The organism is Roseofilum sp. (genome assembly GCF_982964205.1).
Genome location: NZ_CEZBFX010000092.1, coordinates 1 through 19,951, shown reverse-complemented (window position 1 = coordinate 19,951; position 19,951 = coordinate 1). Strand labels below are relative to the sequence as shown.

The 19,951-nt window shown below is 44.4% G+C and carries 19 protein-coding genes and 1 pseudogene; 12 read left to right on the top strand and 8 right to left on the bottom strand.

Annotation, left to right across the window (positions count from 1 at the left end; translation table 11 throughout):
* Positions 1 to 415: 415 nt before the first annotated feature.
* Positions 416 to 649 carry a hypothetical protein gene (locus tag AC3A14_RS18495; RefSeq protein WP_487779095.1) on the top strand — a complete coding sequence of 78 codons (234 nt, stop codon included), beginning with the start codon at positions 416 to 418 and terminating at the stop codon, positions 647 to 649.
* 564 nt (positions 650 to 1,213) lie between these two features.
* Positions 1,214 to 1,507 carry a glutathione binding-like protein gene (locus AC3A14_RS18490; protein WP_318732931.1) on the top strand — a complete coding sequence of 98 codons (294 nt, stop codon included), beginning with the start codon at positions 1,214 to 1,216 and terminating at the stop codon, positions 1,505 to 1,507.
* A gap of 30 nt (positions 1,508 to 1,537) precedes the next feature.
* On the opposite strand, the gene AC3A14_RS18485 is transcribed toward AC3A14_RS18490, so the two are convergent.
* The 4 genes from AC3A14_RS18485 to AC3A14_RS18470 all read right to left on the bottom strand — a co-directional run bounded on the left by AC3A14_RS18485 (position 1,538) and on the right by AC3A14_RS18470 (position 4,287).
* Positions 1,538 to 1,933, bottom strand: a complete 396-nt coding sequence (locus tag AC3A14_RS18485; RefSeq protein WP_318732930.1) for a C6orf136 family protein — start codon at positions 1,931 to 1,933, stop codon at positions 1,538 to 1,540.
* A gap of 52 nt (positions 1,934 to 1,985) precedes the next feature.
* On the bottom strand, positions 1,986 to 3,128 hold the full coding sequence (gene queC / locus AC3A14_RS18480) for a 7-cyano-7-deazaguanine synthase QueC (protein WP_318732929.1): 1,143 nt from the start codon (positions 3,126 to 3,128) through the stop codon (positions 1,986 to 1,988).
* A gap of 86 nt (positions 3,129 to 3,214) precedes the next feature.
* On the bottom strand, positions 3,215 to 4,024 hold the full coding sequence (locus AC3A14_RS18475) for a Uma2 family endonuclease (RefSeq protein ID WP_318732928.1): 810 nt from the start codon (positions 4,022 to 4,024) through the stop codon (positions 3,215 to 3,217).
* 29 nt (positions 4,025 to 4,053) lie between these two features.
* A complete protein-coding gene (locus AC3A14_RS18470; RefSeq protein WP_271942697.1) occupies positions 4,054 to 4,287 on the bottom strand; it encodes a hypothetical protein in 234 nt (77 codons plus the stop codon).
* Positions 4,288 to 4,432: 145 nt separating this feature from the next.
* Between AC3A14_RS18470 and lpdA the strand changes: the two genes are divergently transcribed.
* The 7 genes from lpdA (at position 4,433) to AC3A14_RS18435 (ending at position 14,001) form a co-directional block, all read left to right on the top strand.
* Positions 4,433 to 5,857, top strand: a complete 1,425-nt coding sequence (lpdA, locus tag AC3A14_RS18465; RefSeq protein WP_318732927.1) for a dihydrolipoyl dehydrogenase — start codon at positions 4,433 to 4,435, stop codon at positions 5,855 to 5,857.
* A 382-nt stretch (positions 5,858 to 6,239) separates the two neighbouring features.
* Positions 6,240 to 9,311, top strand: coding sequence for an ATP-binding protein (locus AC3A14_RS18460; protein WP_318699533.1), 3,072 nt, complete (start codon positions 6,240 to 6,242; stop codon positions 9,309 to 9,311).
* A gap of 27 nt (positions 9,312 to 9,338) precedes the next feature.
* Positions 9,339 to 12,023 (top strand): response regulator, encoded by a 2,685-nt coding sequence (locus AC3A14_RS18455; RefSeq protein WP_318732926.1) that lies wholly within the window; start codon positions 9,339 to 9,341, stop codon positions 12,021 to 12,023.
* A 125-nt stretch (positions 12,024 to 12,148) separates the two neighbouring features.
* Complete coding sequence (trpC, locus tag AC3A14_RS18450) at positions 12,149 to 13,048, top strand: indole-3-glycerol phosphate synthase TrpC (RefSeq protein ID WP_318732925.1); 900 nt, start codon at positions 12,149 to 12,151, stop codon at positions 13,046 to 13,048.
* 61 nt (positions 13,049 to 13,109) lie between these two features.
* On the top strand, positions 13,110 to 13,349 hold the full coding sequence (locus AC3A14_RS18445) for a DUF5340 domain-containing protein (protein WP_271942707.1): 240 nt from the start codon (positions 13,110 to 13,112) through the stop codon (positions 13,347 to 13,349).
* Between the two features lie 192 nt (positions 13,350 to 13,541).
* The gene (locus tag AC3A14_RS18440) at positions 13,542 to 13,739 is read left to right on the top strand and encodes a hypothetical protein (protein WP_271942710.1); all 198 of its coding nucleotides are present in this window, start codon (positions 13,542 to 13,544) and stop codon (positions 13,737 to 13,739) included.
* Positions 13,740 to 13,770: 31 nt separating this feature from the next.
* Complete coding sequence (locus tag AC3A14_RS18435) at positions 13,771 to 14,001, top strand: DUF7219 family protein (protein ID WP_318732924.1); 231 nt, start codon at positions 13,771 to 13,773, stop codon at positions 13,999 to 14,001.
* Positions 14,002 to 14,081: 80 nt separating this feature from the next.
* Here AC3A14_RS18435 and rpsD read toward each other — a convergent pair whose 3' ends face one another.
* Both rpsD and AC3A14_RS18425 read right to left on the bottom strand, forming a co-directional pair.
* Positions 14,082 to 14,690 (bottom strand): 30S ribosomal protein S4, encoded by a 609-nt coding sequence (gene rpsD, locus AC3A14_RS18430; RefSeq protein WP_318699529.1) that lies wholly within the window; start codon positions 14,688 to 14,690, stop codon positions 14,082 to 14,084.
* A 95-nt stretch (positions 14,691 to 14,785) separates the two neighbouring features.
* On the bottom strand, positions 14,786 to 15,637 hold the full coding sequence (locus AC3A14_RS18425; protein ID WP_318732923.1) for a bifunctional class I SAM-dependent methyltransferase/HIT family protein: 852 nt from the start codon (positions 15,635 to 15,637) through the stop codon (positions 14,786 to 14,788).
* A gap of 149 nt (positions 15,638 to 15,786) precedes the next feature.
* On the opposite strand from AC3A14_RS18425, the gene ccmP reads away from it, so the two are divergent.
* The 3 genes from ccmP (at position 15,787) to bioF (ending at position 18,561) form a co-directional block, all read left to right on the top strand.
* Complete coding sequence (gene ccmP / locus AC3A14_RS18420) at positions 15,787 to 16,425, top strand: beta-carboxysome protein CcmP (RefSeq protein WP_318732922.1); 639 nt, start codon at positions 15,787 to 15,789, stop codon at positions 16,423 to 16,425.
* A 19-nt stretch (positions 16,426 to 16,444) separates the two neighbouring features.
* Positions 16,445 to 17,215, top strand: a complete 771-nt coding sequence (locus tag AC3A14_RS18415; protein ID WP_318732921.1) for a pentapeptide repeat-containing protein — start codon at positions 16,445 to 16,447, stop codon at positions 17,213 to 17,215.
* A gap of 182 nt (positions 17,216 to 17,397) precedes the next feature.
* Positions 17,398 to 18,561 (top strand): 8-amino-7-oxononanoate synthase, encoded by a 1,164-nt coding sequence (bioF, locus tag AC3A14_RS18410; protein ID WP_318732920.1) that lies wholly within the window; start codon positions 17,398 to 17,400, stop codon positions 18,559 to 18,561.
* A 13-nt stretch (positions 18,562 to 18,574) separates the two neighbouring features.
* On the opposite strand, the gene AC3A14_RS18405 is transcribed toward bioF, so the two are convergent.
* Both AC3A14_RS18405 and glyA read right to left on the bottom strand, forming a co-directional pair.
* Entirely contained in the window at positions 18,575 to 19,627 is a 1,053-nt protein-coding gene (locus AC3A14_RS18405; RefSeq protein ID WP_413039033.1) for a glycosyltransferase family 4 protein, read from the bottom strand.
* Between the two features lie 171 nt (positions 19,628 to 19,798).
* Positions 19,799 to 19,951: pseudogene (gene glyA / locus AC3A14_RS18400) on the bottom strand (serine hydroxymethyltransferase); the annotation flags it as partial.

The window sequence follows — 19,951 nt, the reverse complement described above, 5'->3', positions numbered from 1 at the left end:
CAAAGTGTTGAACGTATGTAGAGCATAGCTTCTAGCCATTCAAATAGCGTTAGCTATCAAATGGCTCTACGGTTCGAATCCTAGCACCCCAGTTTAAATTCGTAGCTTACATACTATGACTCTCGCCTAGGAATGGCGGGATAAAAACCCACTGATTTGCCTAAAACCGGACTAAAATCTACCTAAACTCATCCTATACGACTCCAAAACAGTGCAAGGCAAATAGATCATAGCAATAGAGAAAACTTATGGATGGAAGCATTGCCATAGCATTTCATCAACAAACCAATCACATGACCATCACATAAACATCACCTATGGATGAAGAGAAAATCATAGAGGAGGATCGAATGTTATATAATATGGGTATCACAAAGAGGGAGCAGGAAAGTTATATACAGTGCTTTGCGCTGTAATGGTGTACCCTGAAGAAAAAGAGGCTATGGAGGAGCTAATGAAAGCATACAGCCTAGATTTACGAGAGAAAATAGTCAAAGCGCATCTAGTAGAAAAGTATTCAATTAGACAAGTATCCGCTAGATTTTCAGTGAGTAAAAATTTAGTTCACAAATTAGTAAAGCAAAAAAGAACAGAAGGAAATGCAGCAGAAGTGTTGCATGTTAGCTTAATGTCGAAAAAAAGAGGATAAAATATGGTATTCTATGCTCAAATATTCAAACAATATTCTACAAATGGTAGCGTCTTTTACAAATCTTGTCCAACCCATTCTCAAGTCATTATCTCCTCATGACTACCCAGTTCTGAACTCTCGCCTCTTCTTTGAAATCTGGTTAAACTTCGTACTCGATAGTAGTTTGACCCGTATGAGAGACTTGTTCTACCGATTGAATCATACAGGAATTAAGGTGGATATATCAACTTTCTCCAAAGCCTGTAAATCCAGAGAAGACCACAAATTATATCGTATCTATAATCAATTACTTCATCAGTTAAAAAAGAAAAATAGAGTAGAAGCTCTAACCTTATTGCCAATAGATTCAACCGTAATCACTCTGACGAGTAAACTCTTCTGGAAACCAAATTACCATCAAGTGAAGTTACTCAATGGGATCAACATAAGTCAGGGTAATCCCACAGAATGCCTGCTCAATTTTGGTCAGGAGAATGATGCCAAATTTCTTGATTATATTCCGACTATGATTGGCTATAAGGTAAAGTTTAGGGATGGACTTTCACCCTCACGGAAATTGAGTTGTCAAGGTTCGTTAGAATCCTTGCTCTGCCTACACTTCAGCCATTAGAGGCTTCCATTTTCGCAGAAACGAATCGCACCAACACTTCTGGGTATAAAGCACTCTCTGTTATGGAGCAGCAATTGTCAAAAACAGACTTTCTCGTCAATGGTTCTCTAACGATTGCAGATATTTCGTTATACGCTTATACCCATGTAGCTGATGAAGGAGGATTCGATCTTTCTGAATATCCTGCTGTTCGAGCATGGCTCGATCGCGTGTCGAGCCATCCCCATCATCTTACCCTGTCTTGATCGTCTCTATAGGAGGGAAAAATGGCTTATCTATTCCCGATTACCAGCGCGAAGCGCGATATGTTGCTTTAAGACATCTAAGCGCGAGATATCCCAATGATCGATATGGGAATTAATTAAGCCATTCTCATTGATTTGGAGTTCACTCGATCCAGGAATAGAAATACGGGGTTTCCAGGGGAGGGGAGTATTCCAGTGCAATGTCCATCGGGTGTGGATCGTGTTTCCTTCTTGCTGGATGTGGTGTAAGTCCATTTTGATATTCAGGAACCAGCGTTCCATCCAGGATATCATCTGTTGGTAGCGATCGCCTCCCCAGAATTCGGTCATTGGATCTTTAAAATACACATCTGGCGCATAAATACTATAGGTTGGGTTGACGGGAAACCGTTCATAGTCTGCTTTGAGAATTTCGATCAGTTCCATAGCTTCATGAGTGAGTTACGACAGTTTTTTGGGGAGGCAATAGGCAAGAGTTTTAAAGCAAATTGGGTTGATAATCAGGGAAACTCATGTCTTCCCCTCGATAAGCGGTAATTACGGTTTTTACGCCTCCACGCCTAGTAAAATCGCCGATAATGCGCAGTGCTTTGGGTTTTACTTCTGCCATCAGGCGATCGGCTACCTGGTTAACTACAGTTTCATGGCTGATTCTTTGTTGGCGAAAACTGTTAATATAAAGCTTAAAAGCTTTGAGTTCTAAAACAGATTGACCGGGAAAATAATCACAGACAATAGTGCCAAAATCTGGATAACCCGATCGCGGACAAAGGGCAGTAAACTCCGGATGTTCCAGATGAATGATATAATCATGGTTTGGAGAAGGGTTGGGCCAAATTTCTAGTCGATGGTGAGCCGCTTCTTCAATGGCGCGATCTCCATAGGTTCGATCTTCCGATATCTCTGTCCCAGAACTGCCACGGTTAGCGCCTCGATATTTCCAAATCGGATCGGCAACTCCGGCTTCCTGAAAACCTCGATCTCTTAAGATACAGGCATGACACTTACCGCATCCTCCTTTCACCCCGGCATAGCAAGTATGGGTTAACTCCATGACTGACTCGAAGCGATCTCCTAACGCCTCCTGAGCCAACTTTACTGACTCCGCCTTCGTTAAACTTATCAAGGGGGTATGAATCCGATACGCCTCACCATCACCGTACATTCCCTCACCCAATGCCACGCCCATGGCATTAATAAAACTCTGACGACAATCCCAATACCCGGCAAAATCCGTCTCACACACTCCTAAAACCATATCTTTAATCCCCAAACGCGCCGCCCGATTCGCTGCCAAGGTTAAGAACAAAATATTACGTCCGGGAATAAATGTGGCTTCAATGCCCCCTGGCAGCGCCTCGGCACTCTCATACTCTGCCAAAGGGGTTTCGCTTACTAAAGGACTCGTACTCTTCAAAATGGGCCCCACTGAGACGATTTCATGACTTGCCAATTCCAGCTTCTGAGCCACGGCTTGGGCACTTTCCAGCTCAATGCGATGACGCTGTTGATAATCAAACGTCAGCCCATGAATGCGATCGAATTGTTGTGTAGCTAATGCAGCGCAGGTGGTTGAATCTTGTCCACCAGAAAGGATAACCAGAGCTTCGGTTTGAGCCATGAAACAATCAATGAAAATCAAAAATAGGGTCGTCAATATTGTAGATCGGGGAGAACCCATCCGATGTAGCCCACCCCTGGTGTCGCCTATTCCAGACTAGACGGATCAATACCCTGTTCTAGCAGACGTTGGCGTAAGGCTTGTAATTCGGCTTCTGCTTGTTGAGCGCGTTGTTGTTCTTGTTCAGCCCGTTGGCGCTCCTCCTCTAAAGCCAGTTCTGCTTGTTGGGCACGTTGCCGTTCATTTTCAGCCTTTTGGCGTTCATTTTCAGCCCTTTGGCGTTCTTGCAAGCGATCGCGCTCCGACTCATCCGGACTGCGCAAATACTCCCCTCTCTCTCGGTCAAAAAACCGCAATTTACCATCCGGTAGCACTCTCATTTCTAAACCTAAAACCTGAGAAAAAACGGATAATGTACCATCATCTAACTCATTGAGCGTCAACAATTGATACGCTCCATTAACTAACCTGCGTCCTCGCAAACGAGGCTGCAAATAATCACCACTGGGGTCATACTGGAAATATTCCGTTACCCCCATTTGGGCATAAGTGACGGGTTTATCTCGTTCATCCTTGTGTCGGGTACTCATGGAAGTCACTTCTAAAACCCAATCGGGATAACGGTTATTTTCTTCCCATACGCGGTAACTTCTGCGGGGACGATTTTCAACCCCAAAGACAACGAAGACATCGGGACAAACCACGGCATCGGGAACTCCTTGCTCGTAGGAGAGCCAGAGATTACCGGAAACGTAAACATCTGAACGATTTTGGAAGTAGAATCTCAGGGATTCTACGCCATAAACAAGGTAATCGCGAGCGGGATCGCTTTCAGCCATGGGCGCTCCATCAGGTTCGGGGTAAATAATGGGACTTTTTAGGGAAGTTGGGTTCATGGTTGGCTGGAGGTTAAGGGACTATGGGACTATTCATCTTCTGATAGTTGCTTCATAAACTCTTCTATGTCCGCTGCTGCTTCCTCTAGGGTAGCCTCATCAATAGCCTCTGGTTCTTGAAACTGATGCTTACTCAAGGGGTCGGACTTTTGGGCAGAAGATTGGGGAATTTTACCGGTTTTTAGGGTTTCTCCCAATTGATGCAGGGAGTGCTGAAATTGTTGTTCGGCATGGGTGTGGGGGTCTTGTGGATGTTGATTCATAAGGGTAAAAAGAATACGCTAGGTTCGGTTGATGCCACCATACTTAAGTTTTTCTTCTGTTATAACTCACTGAATCGTCTGAACCCCGAAGCGTTGTAAAATCAAGGTCAAACGAGTTAGTGAATTACAGAAGCCGGAGCAAAACATGAGCGAGTTTGATTACGATTTGATCATTATTGGTGCTGGAGTCGGTGGACATGGGGCAGCTCTCCATGCTGTGAGTTGTGGGCTGAAAACGGCAATTGTAGAAGCAGCAGATATGGGGGGAACCTGTGTTAACCGAGGATGCATCCCTTCTAAAGCTCTGTTAGCGGCTTCTGGACGAGTGCGGGAATTACAGGATGCGGATCATTTGAAGGATTTGGGGATTCAAGTCGGTGATGTGAGTTTTGAGCGTCAGGCGATCGCCGATCATGCCAATACTTTAGTCGATAAAATCCAATCTGACCTGACGAATAGTCTCAAACGGCTGAAGGTTGATATTCTACGCGGTTGGGGTAAGGTGGCAGCTCCCCAGAAGGTGACGGTGGAAAATGAGGGAGACTTGAAGACGTTTACCGCCAAGGATATTATTGTGGCTCCGGGTTCGGTTCCCTTTGTGCCCCCAGGAATTCAGATCGATCATAAAACGGTGTTTACCAGCGATGATTCGGTGCGTTTGGAGTCTTTGCCCCCCTGGATTGCAGTCATTGGCAGTGGCTATATTGGTTTAGAGTTTACCGATGTGTATACGGCGTTGGGGTGTGAGGTAACCCTCATTGAAGCGTTGGATAAGTTGATGCCAACGTTCGATCCCGATATTGCTAAACAAGCGCAACGGGTTCTCATCTCTCCTCGTGATATTGAAACTCGTGTGGGGATGTTGGCGATGAAAGTTACGCCCGGATCTCCAGTGACAATTGAGTTGGCGGATGCGAAGACGAAGGAAGTTAAAGAAGTTTTAGAAGTGGATGCGTGCTTGGTGGCAACGGGACGTGTTCCGACAGCGAAGAATATGGGCTTAGAATCAGTGGGCGTAGAGTTGGATCGACGCGGTTTTATTCCGGTTGACGATACGATGGCAGTATTGTCGGGTGGGGAAAAGGTTCCCCATCTTTGGGCGATCGGGGATGCGACGGGTAAGATGATGTTAGCCCATGCTGCTTCGGCTCAAGGAATTGTGGCAGTGGAAAATATGTGCGATCGTCCGCGTACTATTGATTATCGCTCGATTCCGGCGGCGGCGTTTACTCACCCGGAAATTAGTTACGTGGGATTGAGCGAACCGCAAGCGAAGGAACTTGCTGAAACGGAAGGCTTTGAAATTGCTACAGCTCGCTCTTATTTTAAGGGGAATTCTAAGGCGATCGCCGAAGGCGAGACGGAAGGAATGGCTAAATTGATCTACCGTAAGGATAATGGGGAAGTTCTCGGCGTTCACATTATCGGTCCCCATGCGGCAGATTTAATCCATGAAGCATCAGCAGCAATAGCGAAACGGGAATCTGTCCACACCCTTGCTCATTTAGTCCATACCCATCCAACTCTCTCAGAAGTCCTCGATGAAGCGTACAAGCGAGCAGTCGGTTAAATTGCACCTCATTTTTAGGAGAAATGCTTAGGTGAGTATCAACTCGCCTGACCATTTCTATACTGCTTGTCTGGTCTTAAACTTTACATAGAGGATATAGTATTTTAGAAATACTCTCTCGCTTTCATGTCCAGAAAATCCCTCTCCCAATGAAGTTGCGCTTAACCGTTTGCTCTAAGCCAATTATCTCTCAAGGAGAGAAGGTAGCCAAAATTTAAGGATTTGATATCATATTAAAGGGTAAACAGAACCTCCAATTATCTAGAGTATTAGTAAAGTAGGTTACGCTCAACTACACCACATTACGCCATAATTCAACCTTAACCTCTACTTACTAAGCTGAAGACAATCGGAAGTCCTCCCGTTACATAGGAGACTGGATATGAAAGTCAATTTGCGTTTGGTTTTAATTGTTCCTTTTGTCCTCCAGGTTTTTACGGTTGTCGGATTGACGGGATGGCTCTCATTACGCAATGGACAAAAAACTGTAGAAAATTTGGTTACTCAGTTACAGCGAGAAACCGGCGATCGCATTCAACAACACTTGAAGAGTTATTTACGCACCCCTTATATGGTGAATAAAAATATTTTAGATGCCATAGATTTAGGCTACCTGAATGTAGATAATCCTCGCAGTATGGAACGCTATTTCTGGAAACAAATCCATAATTTTCCCAGTGTAAGCTATATCTTAGTCGGTAATGAAGAAGGAGAATTCTATGGATTGGATCGGCTGCATGAAGGCGGCTTTAATATTGATATTGTTGATGCTTTAACCAGTTATGCTGTGAATACTTATGCAACCGATAAGCAAGGTAGACGAACTGAAGAATTATTGGCTTCTTATCCAGACTACGATCCCCGTCATCGTCCTTGGTATATTGCTCCTGCAACTCAAAAACGCTCAACTTGGAGTGATATTTATACTTACTCTACATACTCTCGTTTAGCCATTACCATTGGAACTCCTATTTATGACCAAGAGAATCAGTTGAAGGGAGTAATTGGTAGCGATCTGATGCTATTGGATATTAACCAATTCCTCAGTCAGTTGGAAATGGGTCAGTCTGGACAAGCATTTATTTTAGAACGCTCTGGATTTTTAGTTGCCACTTCAACTAAAGAATCTCTTTTTCTCCCTTCTACTCGAGAAGAAGAGTCAAAGCGATTGATGGCAACGAAAAGTCAAGATTTTATGACCCAAGAAACGACCCATTTCTTAACCCGTAAATTTGGTAATTTATCGAATATTGATCAAGAGGAACAACTGTTCTTAAATCTTGAGAATGAACGGTACTGTGTAGACGTAATTCCTTATCAAGATGAGTTTGGGTTAAATTGGTTGATTGTCATTGTGGTTCCAGAATCAGATTTTATGAGCCAAATCAATGCCAATACCCACACAACCATTTGGCTTTGTTTCGCTGCGTTAGGAATAGCAATACTCTTAGGAATTTATACTTCTCGTTGGATTTCTAAACCGGTTTTACGTCTAGTAGAATCATCCGAAGCCATGGCTAAAGGAAATTTATCTCAGCAAGTGAAGGGAGGACATATTACTGAATTAAAAATTTTAGCCCAAACCTTTAATCAAATGGCGGTTCAGTTAAAAGAATCCTTTGATACTCTAGAGCAACGAGTAGAAGAGCGGACAACAGCCTTACGCTTGAGTCAAGAACGCTTACAATTGGTACATGAAAGTGTAAATGATGGGATTTGGGACTGGAAGATTGCTTTAAATGAAGTTTATTTGTCTCCCCGTTGGAAAAAGATGTTAGGCTATGATGACTCCGAAATTCCTAATCAATTTTCCTCATGGGAAAATTTGGTTTATCCAGAAGATTTACCGAATGCAAAACAGGTGATTCAAGACCATTTGCAAACCACCACAGAAACCTTTCATTTGGAATTTCGTATGCGACAGAAACAGGGAGATTATATTTGGATTTTATCTCGTGCTAAAGTCGTAGAACGAGACAGCAGTGGTCAACCTCTGCGGATGGTGGGGTCCCATACGGATATTAGCGCTCGCAAACATGCTGAACTCGAATTACACGTGGCTAAAGAAATGGCCGATAGTGCCAACCGAGCGAAAAGCGAATTTCTAGCTAATATGAGTCACGAACTACGCACTCCCCTCAATGGCATTCTTGGCTATGTTCAGATTATGCATCGCAGCCGAGATCTCAATCAACATCGTCAGGGAGTGGATGTCATCGAACAAGCCGGTTCCCATTTGTTAACCTTGATTAATGATATCCTCGACTTAGCCAAAATTGAAGCCAGAAAAATGGAAATGTTTCCTAAAGATTTACACTTTCTTTCCTTTTTGGTTGGAGTGGCAGAAATGGCACGAGTGCGAGCTGAAAATAAAGGGATTACCCTCCAGTTTCTTCCCGATGAAAACTTACCCACAGGAATTAAAGCGGATGAAAAACGTCTGCGGCAATTATTGCTTAATCTCTTGGGGAATTCGATTAAATTTACTGACCAAGGAACGATAACTTTTTCAGTATCTAACCCACAGAGAACAGCAGAAAATAAGGCAAAAATTTGCTTCACCGTCCAAGATACAGGTGTAGGAATGAGTGAAGAACAAATGGCAAAAATATTTTTACCCTTTGAGCAAGTTGGTTCTACATCACGACGCTCAGAAGGAACGGGTTTAGGATTAAGTATTTGTCGTCAAATTGCCGAAATGATGGGCAGTGAAATTCAGGTTAAAAGTACATTAGGCATAGGCACTACATTCTGGTTTGAAGTCGAGTTTCCCATTTCTGACGAATGGGTTAGCTCTGGAGTTCATTTATCCCAAGGAAAAATTATCGGATATACTGGAGATTCAACCACCATCCTTATTGTTGACGATCATCCAGTTAATCGGGTAGTGGTTTCGGAAGTATTAACGCCATTACATTTTAGGATACTTGAAGCCTCAAATGGACGAGAGGGATTAGAACAAGTAGAGCAGGGACATCCTGACTTAGTCATTACAGATATTATGATGCCAGAGATGGATGGATATGACTTCGCTCGCATAGTTCGGGAGTCCTATTCTCAAGAGTTGCCGATTATTGCCGCTAGTGCCAGTGTATCACTAAACGATCAAAATTTGGCGATCGCCGCTGGCTGTAATGATTTCCTAGAAAAACCTGTGGATATGGAAAAACTGTTGATTGTCTTGCAGAAGTATCTCCATATGCAATGGATTTATGAATCAATAGAATCTGTAAATCTTACGGAAGAAGCAGAAATCATTATTCCCAAAAGTGATGAATTAGTTAAGTTGTATAAAATGGCAAAAATCGGAGATATTGTAGGCATTGAGCAAGAAGCACAACGGTTAAAAGATCTCCATCCAGCCTATCATGGATTTTGCGATCGCATCCTCACCTTAGCGGCTGAATTTGAAGACAAAATGATTATCCAGCTTATTAATTCTGCCCCCAGTTAGCTATGTAATCTCATCTTTGTAGGTCTGATGATGAAAGTCAATTTGCGTCTCGTTTTAATTATTCCCTTTGTCCTCCAGATTTTTGTGGTTGTTGGATTAACAGGATGGCTCTCGTTACGCAATGGACAAGAGGCTGTGAATGATGTCGCCACTCAATTACGGACTGAACTGGCTAAACGAATTGTACAGCAGCTAAATACTTATTTAAATACGCCCCATCTGGTGAATACAATCAATCGTGAAGCCGTTACTCTAGATCTAGTGAATCTGGAGGATATTCCGGGTTTAGAGCGCTACTTTTTTTCTCAGATACATCAGTTTGAAATGGTGAGTTATATTGCCTTGGGAACTGAGCAGCGAGAATATGTAGGAGTACAAAGAAAAGCCGATCGGACTTTTGTTCTAGAAGTGTCTGACCGAAGGACAGATTATCACTTTGAAACTTGGACGCTCGATGGAAAAGGTCAACGCTTAGACCGGGTGAATCGGATACCAGACTACGATCCCCGAAAACGGGAATGGTACCAAACCGCCTATCGTTCTGGAAAAGGTGTCTGGACAGAAATTTACACTTTGTTTTCGACCCAAGAATTAGCCTTAACTGCCGATCTTCCTCTCTACGATCGACAAGGACAGTTCATCGGAGTCACAGCCGCCGACCTGATATTAACTGACATTAGTAATTTTCTGCAAAATTTAGAGATTGGCAAAACAGGACAAGCTTTTATTATCGAACGTTCAGGTCAATTGGTGGCCACTTCTACCCCCGAAAAGCTGTTTCGTCAAGAAGGGGAAGAAGTTGAACGCTTAAATGTGGGAGAAAGCAGTGATGTTTTAACCCATGCAACGGCCCAGTACCTTTTAAAAGAATTTACTGATTTTAAAAACATCAAAACCTTAGAACAATTAGACTTCGATCGCGAACAACAACGACAATTCTTACAAGTTTTTCCTTATCAAGATGAGTTTGGATTGGATTGGTTGATTGTGATTGTGGTTCCAGAATCGGATTTTATGGCCCAAATTCAAGCCAGTAGACGAACCACGATTTTATTGTGTCTTGGAGCATTAGGACTTGCTATTGTTTTGGGATGGTATACGTCTCGTTGGATTGCTCAACCGATTTTAAAACTGTCTCAATCCTCAGAAGCAATGTCAGAAGGCAATTTAGATCAGCAAGTCTCTGGAGGTGCGATCGCCGAACTGAAGACGCTTGCCAAAGCATTCAACCGCATGGCAACTGAACTGAGAGCTTCTTTTAGTCAACTGGAACAGGGAGTGGCTGAACGGACATTCGAGCTATCTGAAGCAAAAGAAATAGCCGATCGCGCCAACCAAGCCAAAAGTGAATTTTTGGCCAATATGAGCCATGAATTGCGTACCCCTCTCAATGGCATCCTCGGCTATGTTCAGATTATGCATCGTGCTGAGGATCTCAATGAACATCGTAAAGGAGTAGATGTTATTGAACAGGCAGGCTCTCATCTATTAACCCTGATTAATGATATCCTCGACCTGGCGAAAATTGAAGCGAAAAAAATGCAACTCCTTCCTAAAGAGTTGCACTTGCCTTCTTTTTTGGTTGGAGTCGTGGAAATTGCACGAGTGCGAGGCAAAACAAAAGACGTTAGCCTCGATTTTGCAGCGGACGAAAATTTACCAACAGTAATTAAAGCCGATGAAAAACGTCTGCGTCAAATCTTACTCAATCTTTTAGGCAATGCGATTAAATTTACCGACCAAGGCAATGTAATGTTTTCGGTGACCTGTCTTCCAGAAGATGACCCTCAGATGGCTACCCTACGCTTTGAAATTGAAGATACAGGCGTTGGGATGAGTCAAGAACAGATGAATACAATATTCCTCCCTTTTGAGCAAGTGGGTTCTACTTCTCGGCGATCGCAAGGTACGGGATTAGGATTAACCATTTGCAGTCAAATTGTGAGGCTGATGGGAAGTCGTATTCAGGTGGAGAGTCACTTAGGTATCGGAAGTAAATTCTGGTTTGAAGTGACCCTACCCCGTTCAGAGGAATGGAGCAGTCGTGCAACGCATTTGGAACAGGGTAAGATTGTCGGTTGCAGTGGAGAACCCAAAACAATCCTCATTGTTGACGATCATGAAGTGAATCGAATGGTAGTTGTGGAAGTGTTAAGTCCATTAGGGTTTAGGGTGCTTGAAGCATCCAATGGACGAGAAGGATTAGAACAGGTGCAACAGGAGCATCCAGATTTGGTGATTACCGATATTGTGATGCCAGAAATGGATGGATATGCCTTGGCGACAAGTATTCGGGATTCTTATTCCAAAGAGTTGCCGATTATCGCCGCTAGCGCTAGTTTATCACTGGCCGATCGAAATTGGGCGATCGCCGCTGGCTGTAATGATTTTCTAGAAAAACCCATCGATTTAGAGAAGTTATTCATTCTTTTAGAAAAATATTTGCAATTCACCTGGATCTATGAACAGAAAAAAAATACAAAAGACTCTGTTCAGCAAGACCTGATTTTCCCAACACAAGAAGAATTGAGCGTTTTATGGAACGCGACTAAAATTGGTGATATTCAAGCGATAGAAGAAGAAGCTCAACGACTGAAATCTAAAGACCCAAAGTATCAGGCTTTTGGCGATCGCATCCTAGAGTTAGCCGCAGAATTTGACGATACAGGGATGATGGAGTTACTACAAAGCAGTTATACAGACCCTGATTAATGGCAATAGGCTTGCTTTCCAAGAGGCAATATCGCATTTGGATTGTCTGAGTCATTCCTTCCCTTGACAATGCTCCTAGGATCTGTGCAACACTATGGGCTTATGGTCTTTTTCCTTAATCTTCCATGCACATTCGCCGTCGTCCCCCTAGTCCCACCTTTTCGATCTCTCACCTGCAATATCAAGTGAGTGTACCCGGTAGCGAACCCCGCAATATTCTGGAAAAAATTGTCTGGCACAAGGAAACGGAAGTCCAAGGACAACGGGAAAAAGTCTCATTAAGCGACTTGAAACGGCGCATAGAAACAGTTGCTCCCCCCAAAGATTTTCTGACGGCACTCCGAGAGGGGAAAACCCAACCGGCGGTCATTGCTGAGGTAAAAAAAGCATCGCCCTCTAAAGGAGTCATCCGGGAAAACTTTGATCCGGTGGCGATCGCCCAATCCTACGAACAAGGCGGAGCCAGTTGTGTATCTGTATTAACCGATCGGAAATTTTTCCAAGGCAGCTTTGAAAACTTAGCTAAAGTTCGCGCTGCCGTTGATTTACCCCTCTTGTGCAAAGAATTTATTATTTATCCGTACCAAATTTATCAAGCGCGAGTTCATGGAGCCGATGCGGTTCTCCTGATTGCTGCCATTCTCTCGGATCAAGACCTGAAATACTTTAGCAAAATCATTCATGTCCTGGGTATGACTGCCTTAATTGAAGTTCACTCCCTAGAGGAACTCGACCGGCTATTATCCTTAGAATCGGTAAAATTAATTGGTATTAATAACCGCAACTTAGAAGATTTTACTGTAGACCTGAAAACCACAGAAAACCTCTACAACGATCGCCGCGAAACCCTGCAAAATCGGAATATTCTCCTGGTGAGTGAATCGGGACTTCATACCCGTGCAGACCTACAATTTGTCGCCTCTGCGGGCGCTCAAGCCGTCCTCATTGGAGAATCATTAGTCAAACAAGATGACCCTCGAGAGGCACTCGCCGCCCTCTTTCCTGAAAAACATCAACTACAATAACCAAACAACCTGGGATCTCCATCCCATTCCATACACCTCTTTTTCCTCGATCAACTCAACTATGCAGCCTATTCCGGTTCCCTCTCATGTTCACTATGAACTTCTCCTACAACTTCTAGAGCGTCAAACTTGGGTAGCCGTTGAAGGTCAATCTGTCCAACGAGAGCAAGTCCACCAACTGATTGCCACCCTGCGTAAAGCCCTTGCCCAACAGCGTCAACTCGAACAAAGTTGCGAACGCTCCAACTTACCTGTAGAGTATCGTTGGTCCCTAAACGAAAGTATTCCTGAAGAGCGCTAATTCTAAACGTGATATATAGCACTTTGCGCTAGGTAATAGGTAATAAGCAATAAGTCTCTTATACTTATTGCTTATTATCTATTGCTTTTTGCCTTTCTATTCCCATTGTGATCTAGATCGATAGTGTTGTCTCTAGATTGGGTTAAAATGAGGTTAAGGGGTTCAATAATTGTCAATGCAAACCGTCTATCCATGTTAAAACCAGGAACTTTAGTACAGGTTCTCTATCCAGATTATGCAGCCGGTGCATTAGGATATCTCAAAGCCGAAGAAGCGAAAGGACGGTGGATTGTGCAACTGATCCAAAACCCCATTGAAGACCCCAATGAACTCCTTCTCTTATCTTTAGAAGAATCTGAATTTCAAGTGGTTTATCCTCAACCTCCATAACAAACATCTTTTAACATCCGTTAAGGAGCCAATGATGAAAGAACAATTTTTATATCCCCGTAGCTACTACCACGGTAAATTCACCCCCAACAATCTGGTTTTTAATGCCAATTTACAAGAATTTGCCCAAAAAGTCAGTTTCATCAGCGCTTTAGAGACCAATGGCAAACTTACCCCCCTCGAATCCTACAACCGCATCAAAAACTTGTGGGAAGATTTAAACCGCATCAGTCAAGAATTAGAGATTCAAGATTTACCTTAAATAAGCAAGTAGGGGCGAAAAACTTTTCGCCCCTACCACAATGACTTTGTCTAGCGTCGGTCTGTTTATACCAGACGTGCTTATACCAGACGAGAGTAGTATTCCACAACCAGTAGCTCATTCACTTGTAGAGCGACCCATTCCCGTTGAATTACGCCATTGACTTTGGCACTCATTTTGGCTTTGTCAAACTCCAAATGACTGGGAATGTTGGCTAAACCCGGATATTGCAGGTTAGCATCTACCAGTTTACGGGAGCGATCTCGGTCTCTGACCCCAATTTCTTCACCCGGTCTACACTGGTAACTGGCAATGCTCACCGGACGACCATTAACCGTTACATGCCCATGGTTAACTAACTGGCGAGCTGCGGGAATGGTAGGAGCCATACCCAACCGAAATACAGTATTATCCAAGCGCATTTCCAGCAGTTGCAGCAGCACTTGTCCCGTGGAACCCGTGATCCGACGAGCTTTTTTCACATAGCGCAGAAGCTGCTTTTCACTTAGACCATAGTTAAAACGCAGCTTTTGCTTCTCCTCTAGACGGATAGCATACTCTGACTTCTTCTTCCGAGCCTGACCATGTTGACCAGGGGGGTATGCCCGTCGAGGAGTTTTACGAGTCAAACCAGGTAAGTCCCCCAAGCGCCGGGTTACCCGTAAGCGCGGGCCTCGGTATCGTGACATCGAATTTCCTCTATTCTTCTATTTTTACACAGACTTACCATTATACTCACCATCAGAATTTACTGTCAACACTTCTGACCACCGCGTAGCGCTCCTTATTTTTTCGGCAATACATACCGAATGCCCCCTCGATTTCCTCCTGCATCCTTTCGGTAGCGAGGGATAATATGAATCGTTGTATGTCCCATTTTTTGACCGGCCGCAGGATTGACATTCATCCCCACATTAAACCCATCGGGCTGAAATTCTGTCCTTAATATCTCTTGTACTTTATTCGCCATAAACCAACAGGCTGATTGTTCCTTAAACGGCAATTCAAAATAATTGGCAATATGACGTTTGGGCACAATCAAGACATGCCCCTTACTCACCGGGTAACCGTCAAACATAGCATAGGCCGTAGCCGATTCAGTAAGCAACCTTAAACTTTTGCGCGGATTGCAAAAAATACAGCGATTGTCTGAATGTCGTTGATGATTATAGTGAACATACTCATAGATTTCGCAAGACTCATCGATATAAATAGACTGAAATGGCAGCTTTACCATACATTGATAGGTTGGTTTTTGATGTACATAATGTTGTCTAAAGCCCTCTCTTTTAATATCTCGCCTAACGGCATAATAGGCTTTGCCTCCTGGCTTCAAGAGATGAGAAACTTCCATCATGACATTAGCTTGCTCTTGAGTAAATAAAACATTGAGAACATACAAGCAAATAATTGTGTCAAATTTCTGCTGAGGATATGTAGGGAAATAGTGGGGATCGTAGCCTTGAATAGGGAAGCCTTGTTGAGATAAGAGTTTAACATCATTACCCAATCCACAGCCAAAGTCCAAGACCTGCCCTTGAAGTAAGTTTCTTTCTCCTAAAAACCGCGCTGGAAAAGATAAGAATTTACGGTCAATCGCAGTGAGATGGCTGTATGTATTGGTTTGCTTTTTCATGGATAGGGAATGAGTAATAAGTGCTGAGTTATTGGAGATCTTACCCATCTCCGTGTCCCCGTGTCCCCGTGTCTCCCCACTCCCCATTACCAAAGCGAAGCGCTGTATGATTGAATGTCTAGGGAAACAGATCGGGAGTATTCTGGATTTTGGCTACGGAATTACGAAGCTATGTTTTTATTGATAACTTGCAACGGCAGCACGCTGCCTATATTGGTACAGTGTCTTTGGGATTTCTACCTCTACCGGGAGATACATCGCTATGGGTTGAGGTTGCCCCAGGTATTGAAGTTAATCGGATTACGGATGTAGCGCTGAAGGCGACACGGGTGCGCCCAGCCGTGCAGTTTGTAGAGCGACTCTATGGACTGTTAGAGATTCATTCGAGTAGCCAGGGGGAAACACGGGAAGCAGGACAGGCAATTTTAGATGCATTAGGAGTAACAGAGCGCGATCGCCTGAAACCCCGAGTTGTTTCTAGCCAAATTATCCGCAATATTGACCCCCATCAAACCCAACTGATTAACCGCAACCGCCGCGGACAGATGATTTTATCAGGGCAAACCCTCTATGTGTTGGAGGTACAGCCGGCAGCCTATGCAGCCCTAGCCGCCAATGAGTCAGAAAAGGCGGCACTGATTAATATTTTGCAAGTGCAAGCGGTAGGGCTTTTTGGTCGTCTCTATCTGGGAGGTGAAGAACGGGATATCCTGGCAGCCTCTGAAGCAGCATTGAGGGCAATGGAAAATATTTCTGGACGAGACAACCCTCCCCCCAATGCCAAATAAGTAATTTAAGGAAGTTGTTATGGCCAATTCTGAACATTTAGCAGTATTTTATCGCGGTCTCCCAACCTGGCATAAGTGGAGAACGGCTAATCCAAAGATTACCCCAGATCTGAGTGAGACGGATTTGGGGGGTTATCGACTTCCAGGAATTGATTTAGAGGGGGTGGATTTAAGACAGGTGAATCTATCGCGCACTGAACTGGAAGGGGCGAATTTGCATCAGGCTGCTTTGAGTGGGGCGATCGCCTCTTGCGCTCTGCTCACTTCGGCTTGCTTAACTCAAAGTCAAGCCATAGGCGCACAGTTCAAAGACGCTGATTTAAGGACAGCCGATTTAAGCGGTGCGAATCTCACGGGCGCGGATTTAAGCGGTGCGAATTTAGAAGGGGCAAATCTGCGAGGCACTTCCTTGAGTGGTGCGAATCTTATGAGAGCTAATCTTAAAGATGCAGATTTAAGTGATACCAATTTACGGCGCGCTAACTTAAGTTATGCCAATTGTTTAGACGCTAACCTCAGTGAAGCGGTTCTGAGCAATGCGGTTTTACATCACACCGAGTTGATTAATACTTATCTTCATCGAGCAGATTTAAGGGAAGCGAATTTAAGTGAGGCTCATTTAGCAGGCGCTTTTTTATGGGGCGTAAATCTACGGAATGCAGATTTGTATCACACGGATTTAAGATGGACAAATTTAACCCGCGCTCATTTAATTCGCGCTCAGTTGAAGGATGCCTATTTGCAAGGAGCGATTTTGAATTCAACAGAGCTGAAAAGATTCTTTCCCTAAACCCATGATTATATCAAGTCCGGTTAAACACTTGTCATTGCGACCGGAGGGAAGCAATCGCCAAAACTACCGAGCTAAAAGAGATTGCTTCACTCCACTGCGTTCCGTTCGCAATGACATACGATAACTGATCCAACGGACTTGATATTACATCTCGCTATCCCCTCATCATCCATTGATTTATGTCAAACTCGCCCTATTCTTGGCTCTCTCACTCTTTAGAAACCATTCATCGAGCTAACTGGTATCGCTCTGTGCAACCCTTGGAGGGTTTACCCGGGCCGATCGCCTTCCTCAATAGTCAGGAAGTGCTGAATTTTGCCAGTAATAACTATTTGGGGTTAGCAGGCGATCGCCGTTTAATCCAAGCCGCTACTGCTGCTCTCGAACAATATGGTACGGGAAGCACCGGATCTCGACTCACCAGTGGTCATCGGGGCTTACATCGGCAGTTAGAAGCCTCTATTGCTCGGCTCAAACAAACGGAAGATGCTCTCGTCTTCAGTTCGGGATATTTAGCCAATCTGGGAGCGATCGCCGCCCTAGCTGGGCCGCGCGATCTCATTTTTTGTGATGAATATAACCATTCAAGCCTAAAAAACGGGGCGATCCTCAGTAAAGCTACGGTATTAACCTATAGCCATGGAAATGTTAAAGTGTTAACTGAGAAACTCAAAGAATACCGAAAAGAGTATCGGCGATCGCTCATCATCACCGATAGCGTTTTCAGCATGGATGGCGATCTTGCGCCCCTACCTCAATTATTGGACATTGCCCAAACCTATGACAGTATGCTGCTTATAGACGAAGCTCATGCCACTGGAGTCTTTGGCAGTAGTGGAGCCGGTTTAGTCCAACATTTCCAACTGGATAAACCCGAACTGCTCCAAGTGGGAACCCTGAGTAAAGCGATCGGTAGTTTAGGCGGTTATGTCGCCGGTCGTTCCGTCGCGATCGACTATCTCCGCAACCGCGCCCCCAGTTGGATTTATACCACCGGTCTCAGTCCAGCCGATACTGCAGCCGCCCAAGCAGCGATCGAGATGATTCAAACCGAACCCCAACACCGAGAACAGCTTTGGCACAATATCAGGTATTTCCAAGATCTCCTCGCTCGTCACTGTCCTCATCTCACCCCTATTGCCTTAGAATCCCCGATTATTTGCTTACCCCTAGAGAATCCTCAACACGCTCTAGACTTATCAGAATATTTAAAAACCCAAGGTATTTTTGTCCCTGCCATTCGCCCCCCCACCGTACCCACCAGTCGTATCCGCATTTCTCTGATGGCGACTCATCAGCCACAACATCTAGAAGCATTAATCGAGGGGATGATTAAGTATTAATTTTAAGGGTTAATTATTGAGATTTTGCCGTTTGTTGTTTGGCTTTCCAAATCGTGTAGATCAACAGAGCCGTTGCACCAGCAGCGTAGCCATAGCCACTGGGAATCCCAGAAAAGGCGAGGGCAAGAGAGCCTACCCAGAGGGTAAGGGCATAGATAAACAAAACCGTTAACCGATGGGATAAGCCAGCATTCAGGAGGCGGTGATGGAGGTGGCGTTTATCGGCGATAAACGGCGATCGCCCATTGAGCAGGCGATCGACAATGACGGCTGACATATCCAATAGGGGAACAGCCAAGATCAGATAGGGTAACAATACTGCCGTTACTGCCGTGGTTTTCACCAATCCAATCACGCCCACCCCTGCCAGGGTAAAGCCCATAAAATAGGCTCCCCCATCCCCCATAAAAATCTGGGCAGGATTGAAATTATAGCGGAGAAAACCAAGCGCTCCACCCGCTAGAGCAGCAGCAATCAAAGCAGCGGCCGATTGATCCATAAACAAGCTCACAATCAGCATCACCACTGCCGCGATACCGCAGACTCCGGCAGCCAAACCATCTAAGCCATCAATCCAGTTAATAGCATTGACCATGCCCACTAACCACAAAATGGTAATCGGAATACTGAGCCAATCCGGCAGAGTCACTAATCCCATCAAGGGAATGCTTAAAAAGTTGATTTGTACGCCCACCTGCCATGCACCCAGGGCAACCACCACTTGCATAAACAAGCGGGAGAATGGGGACAGATTAAAGAGATCGTCAGCTAAACCGATCGCAAAAAAGGCTAAACCGCCAATCGTTACCCCCCACACTTCGTATTCTTTATCGGGGGGTAAAATTCCAAATCCGCCTGCCCACCAGACAACTAATAGAGCGGTGAGCGTACCCAGAAAAATCGAAACTCCTCCCAAGCGTACCATAGGTCGGGAGTGAACTTTGCGTCCATTGGGATTATCAACTTTCCCACTTTTCAAGCCAAGATGCTTGACGATGGGGGTACTCCCAAGGACAACCAAAGTGGAGACAATGAAGGCAATCAGATGGTACATCTGTAAAGGCATCTGAAATTCTGTGGATAAGACCGAGAGCAGAGTCAAGGGTTTAATAAGGTAGGAGGTCTACTAGAGTTCTACTACATTTCAGACATCATTCATTACAGATGTCAAGGGGATGGGGAATAGGGAATGGGGAATAGGCAAAAGGCTATTTTCCTCTTCTCCCTATCCTCTCCATTAAACGAGGGCAGGAGTCCGAATTTCCAGGTGAGGATAGAGGGGGAAGCGATCGCACAGAGTGGCCACTCTTTGTTTACACTCTTTGCGAATCGCTTCATCCTCTGGATTGATGAGCAAGTCACTAATAATATTGCCAATTTCCGTAAACTC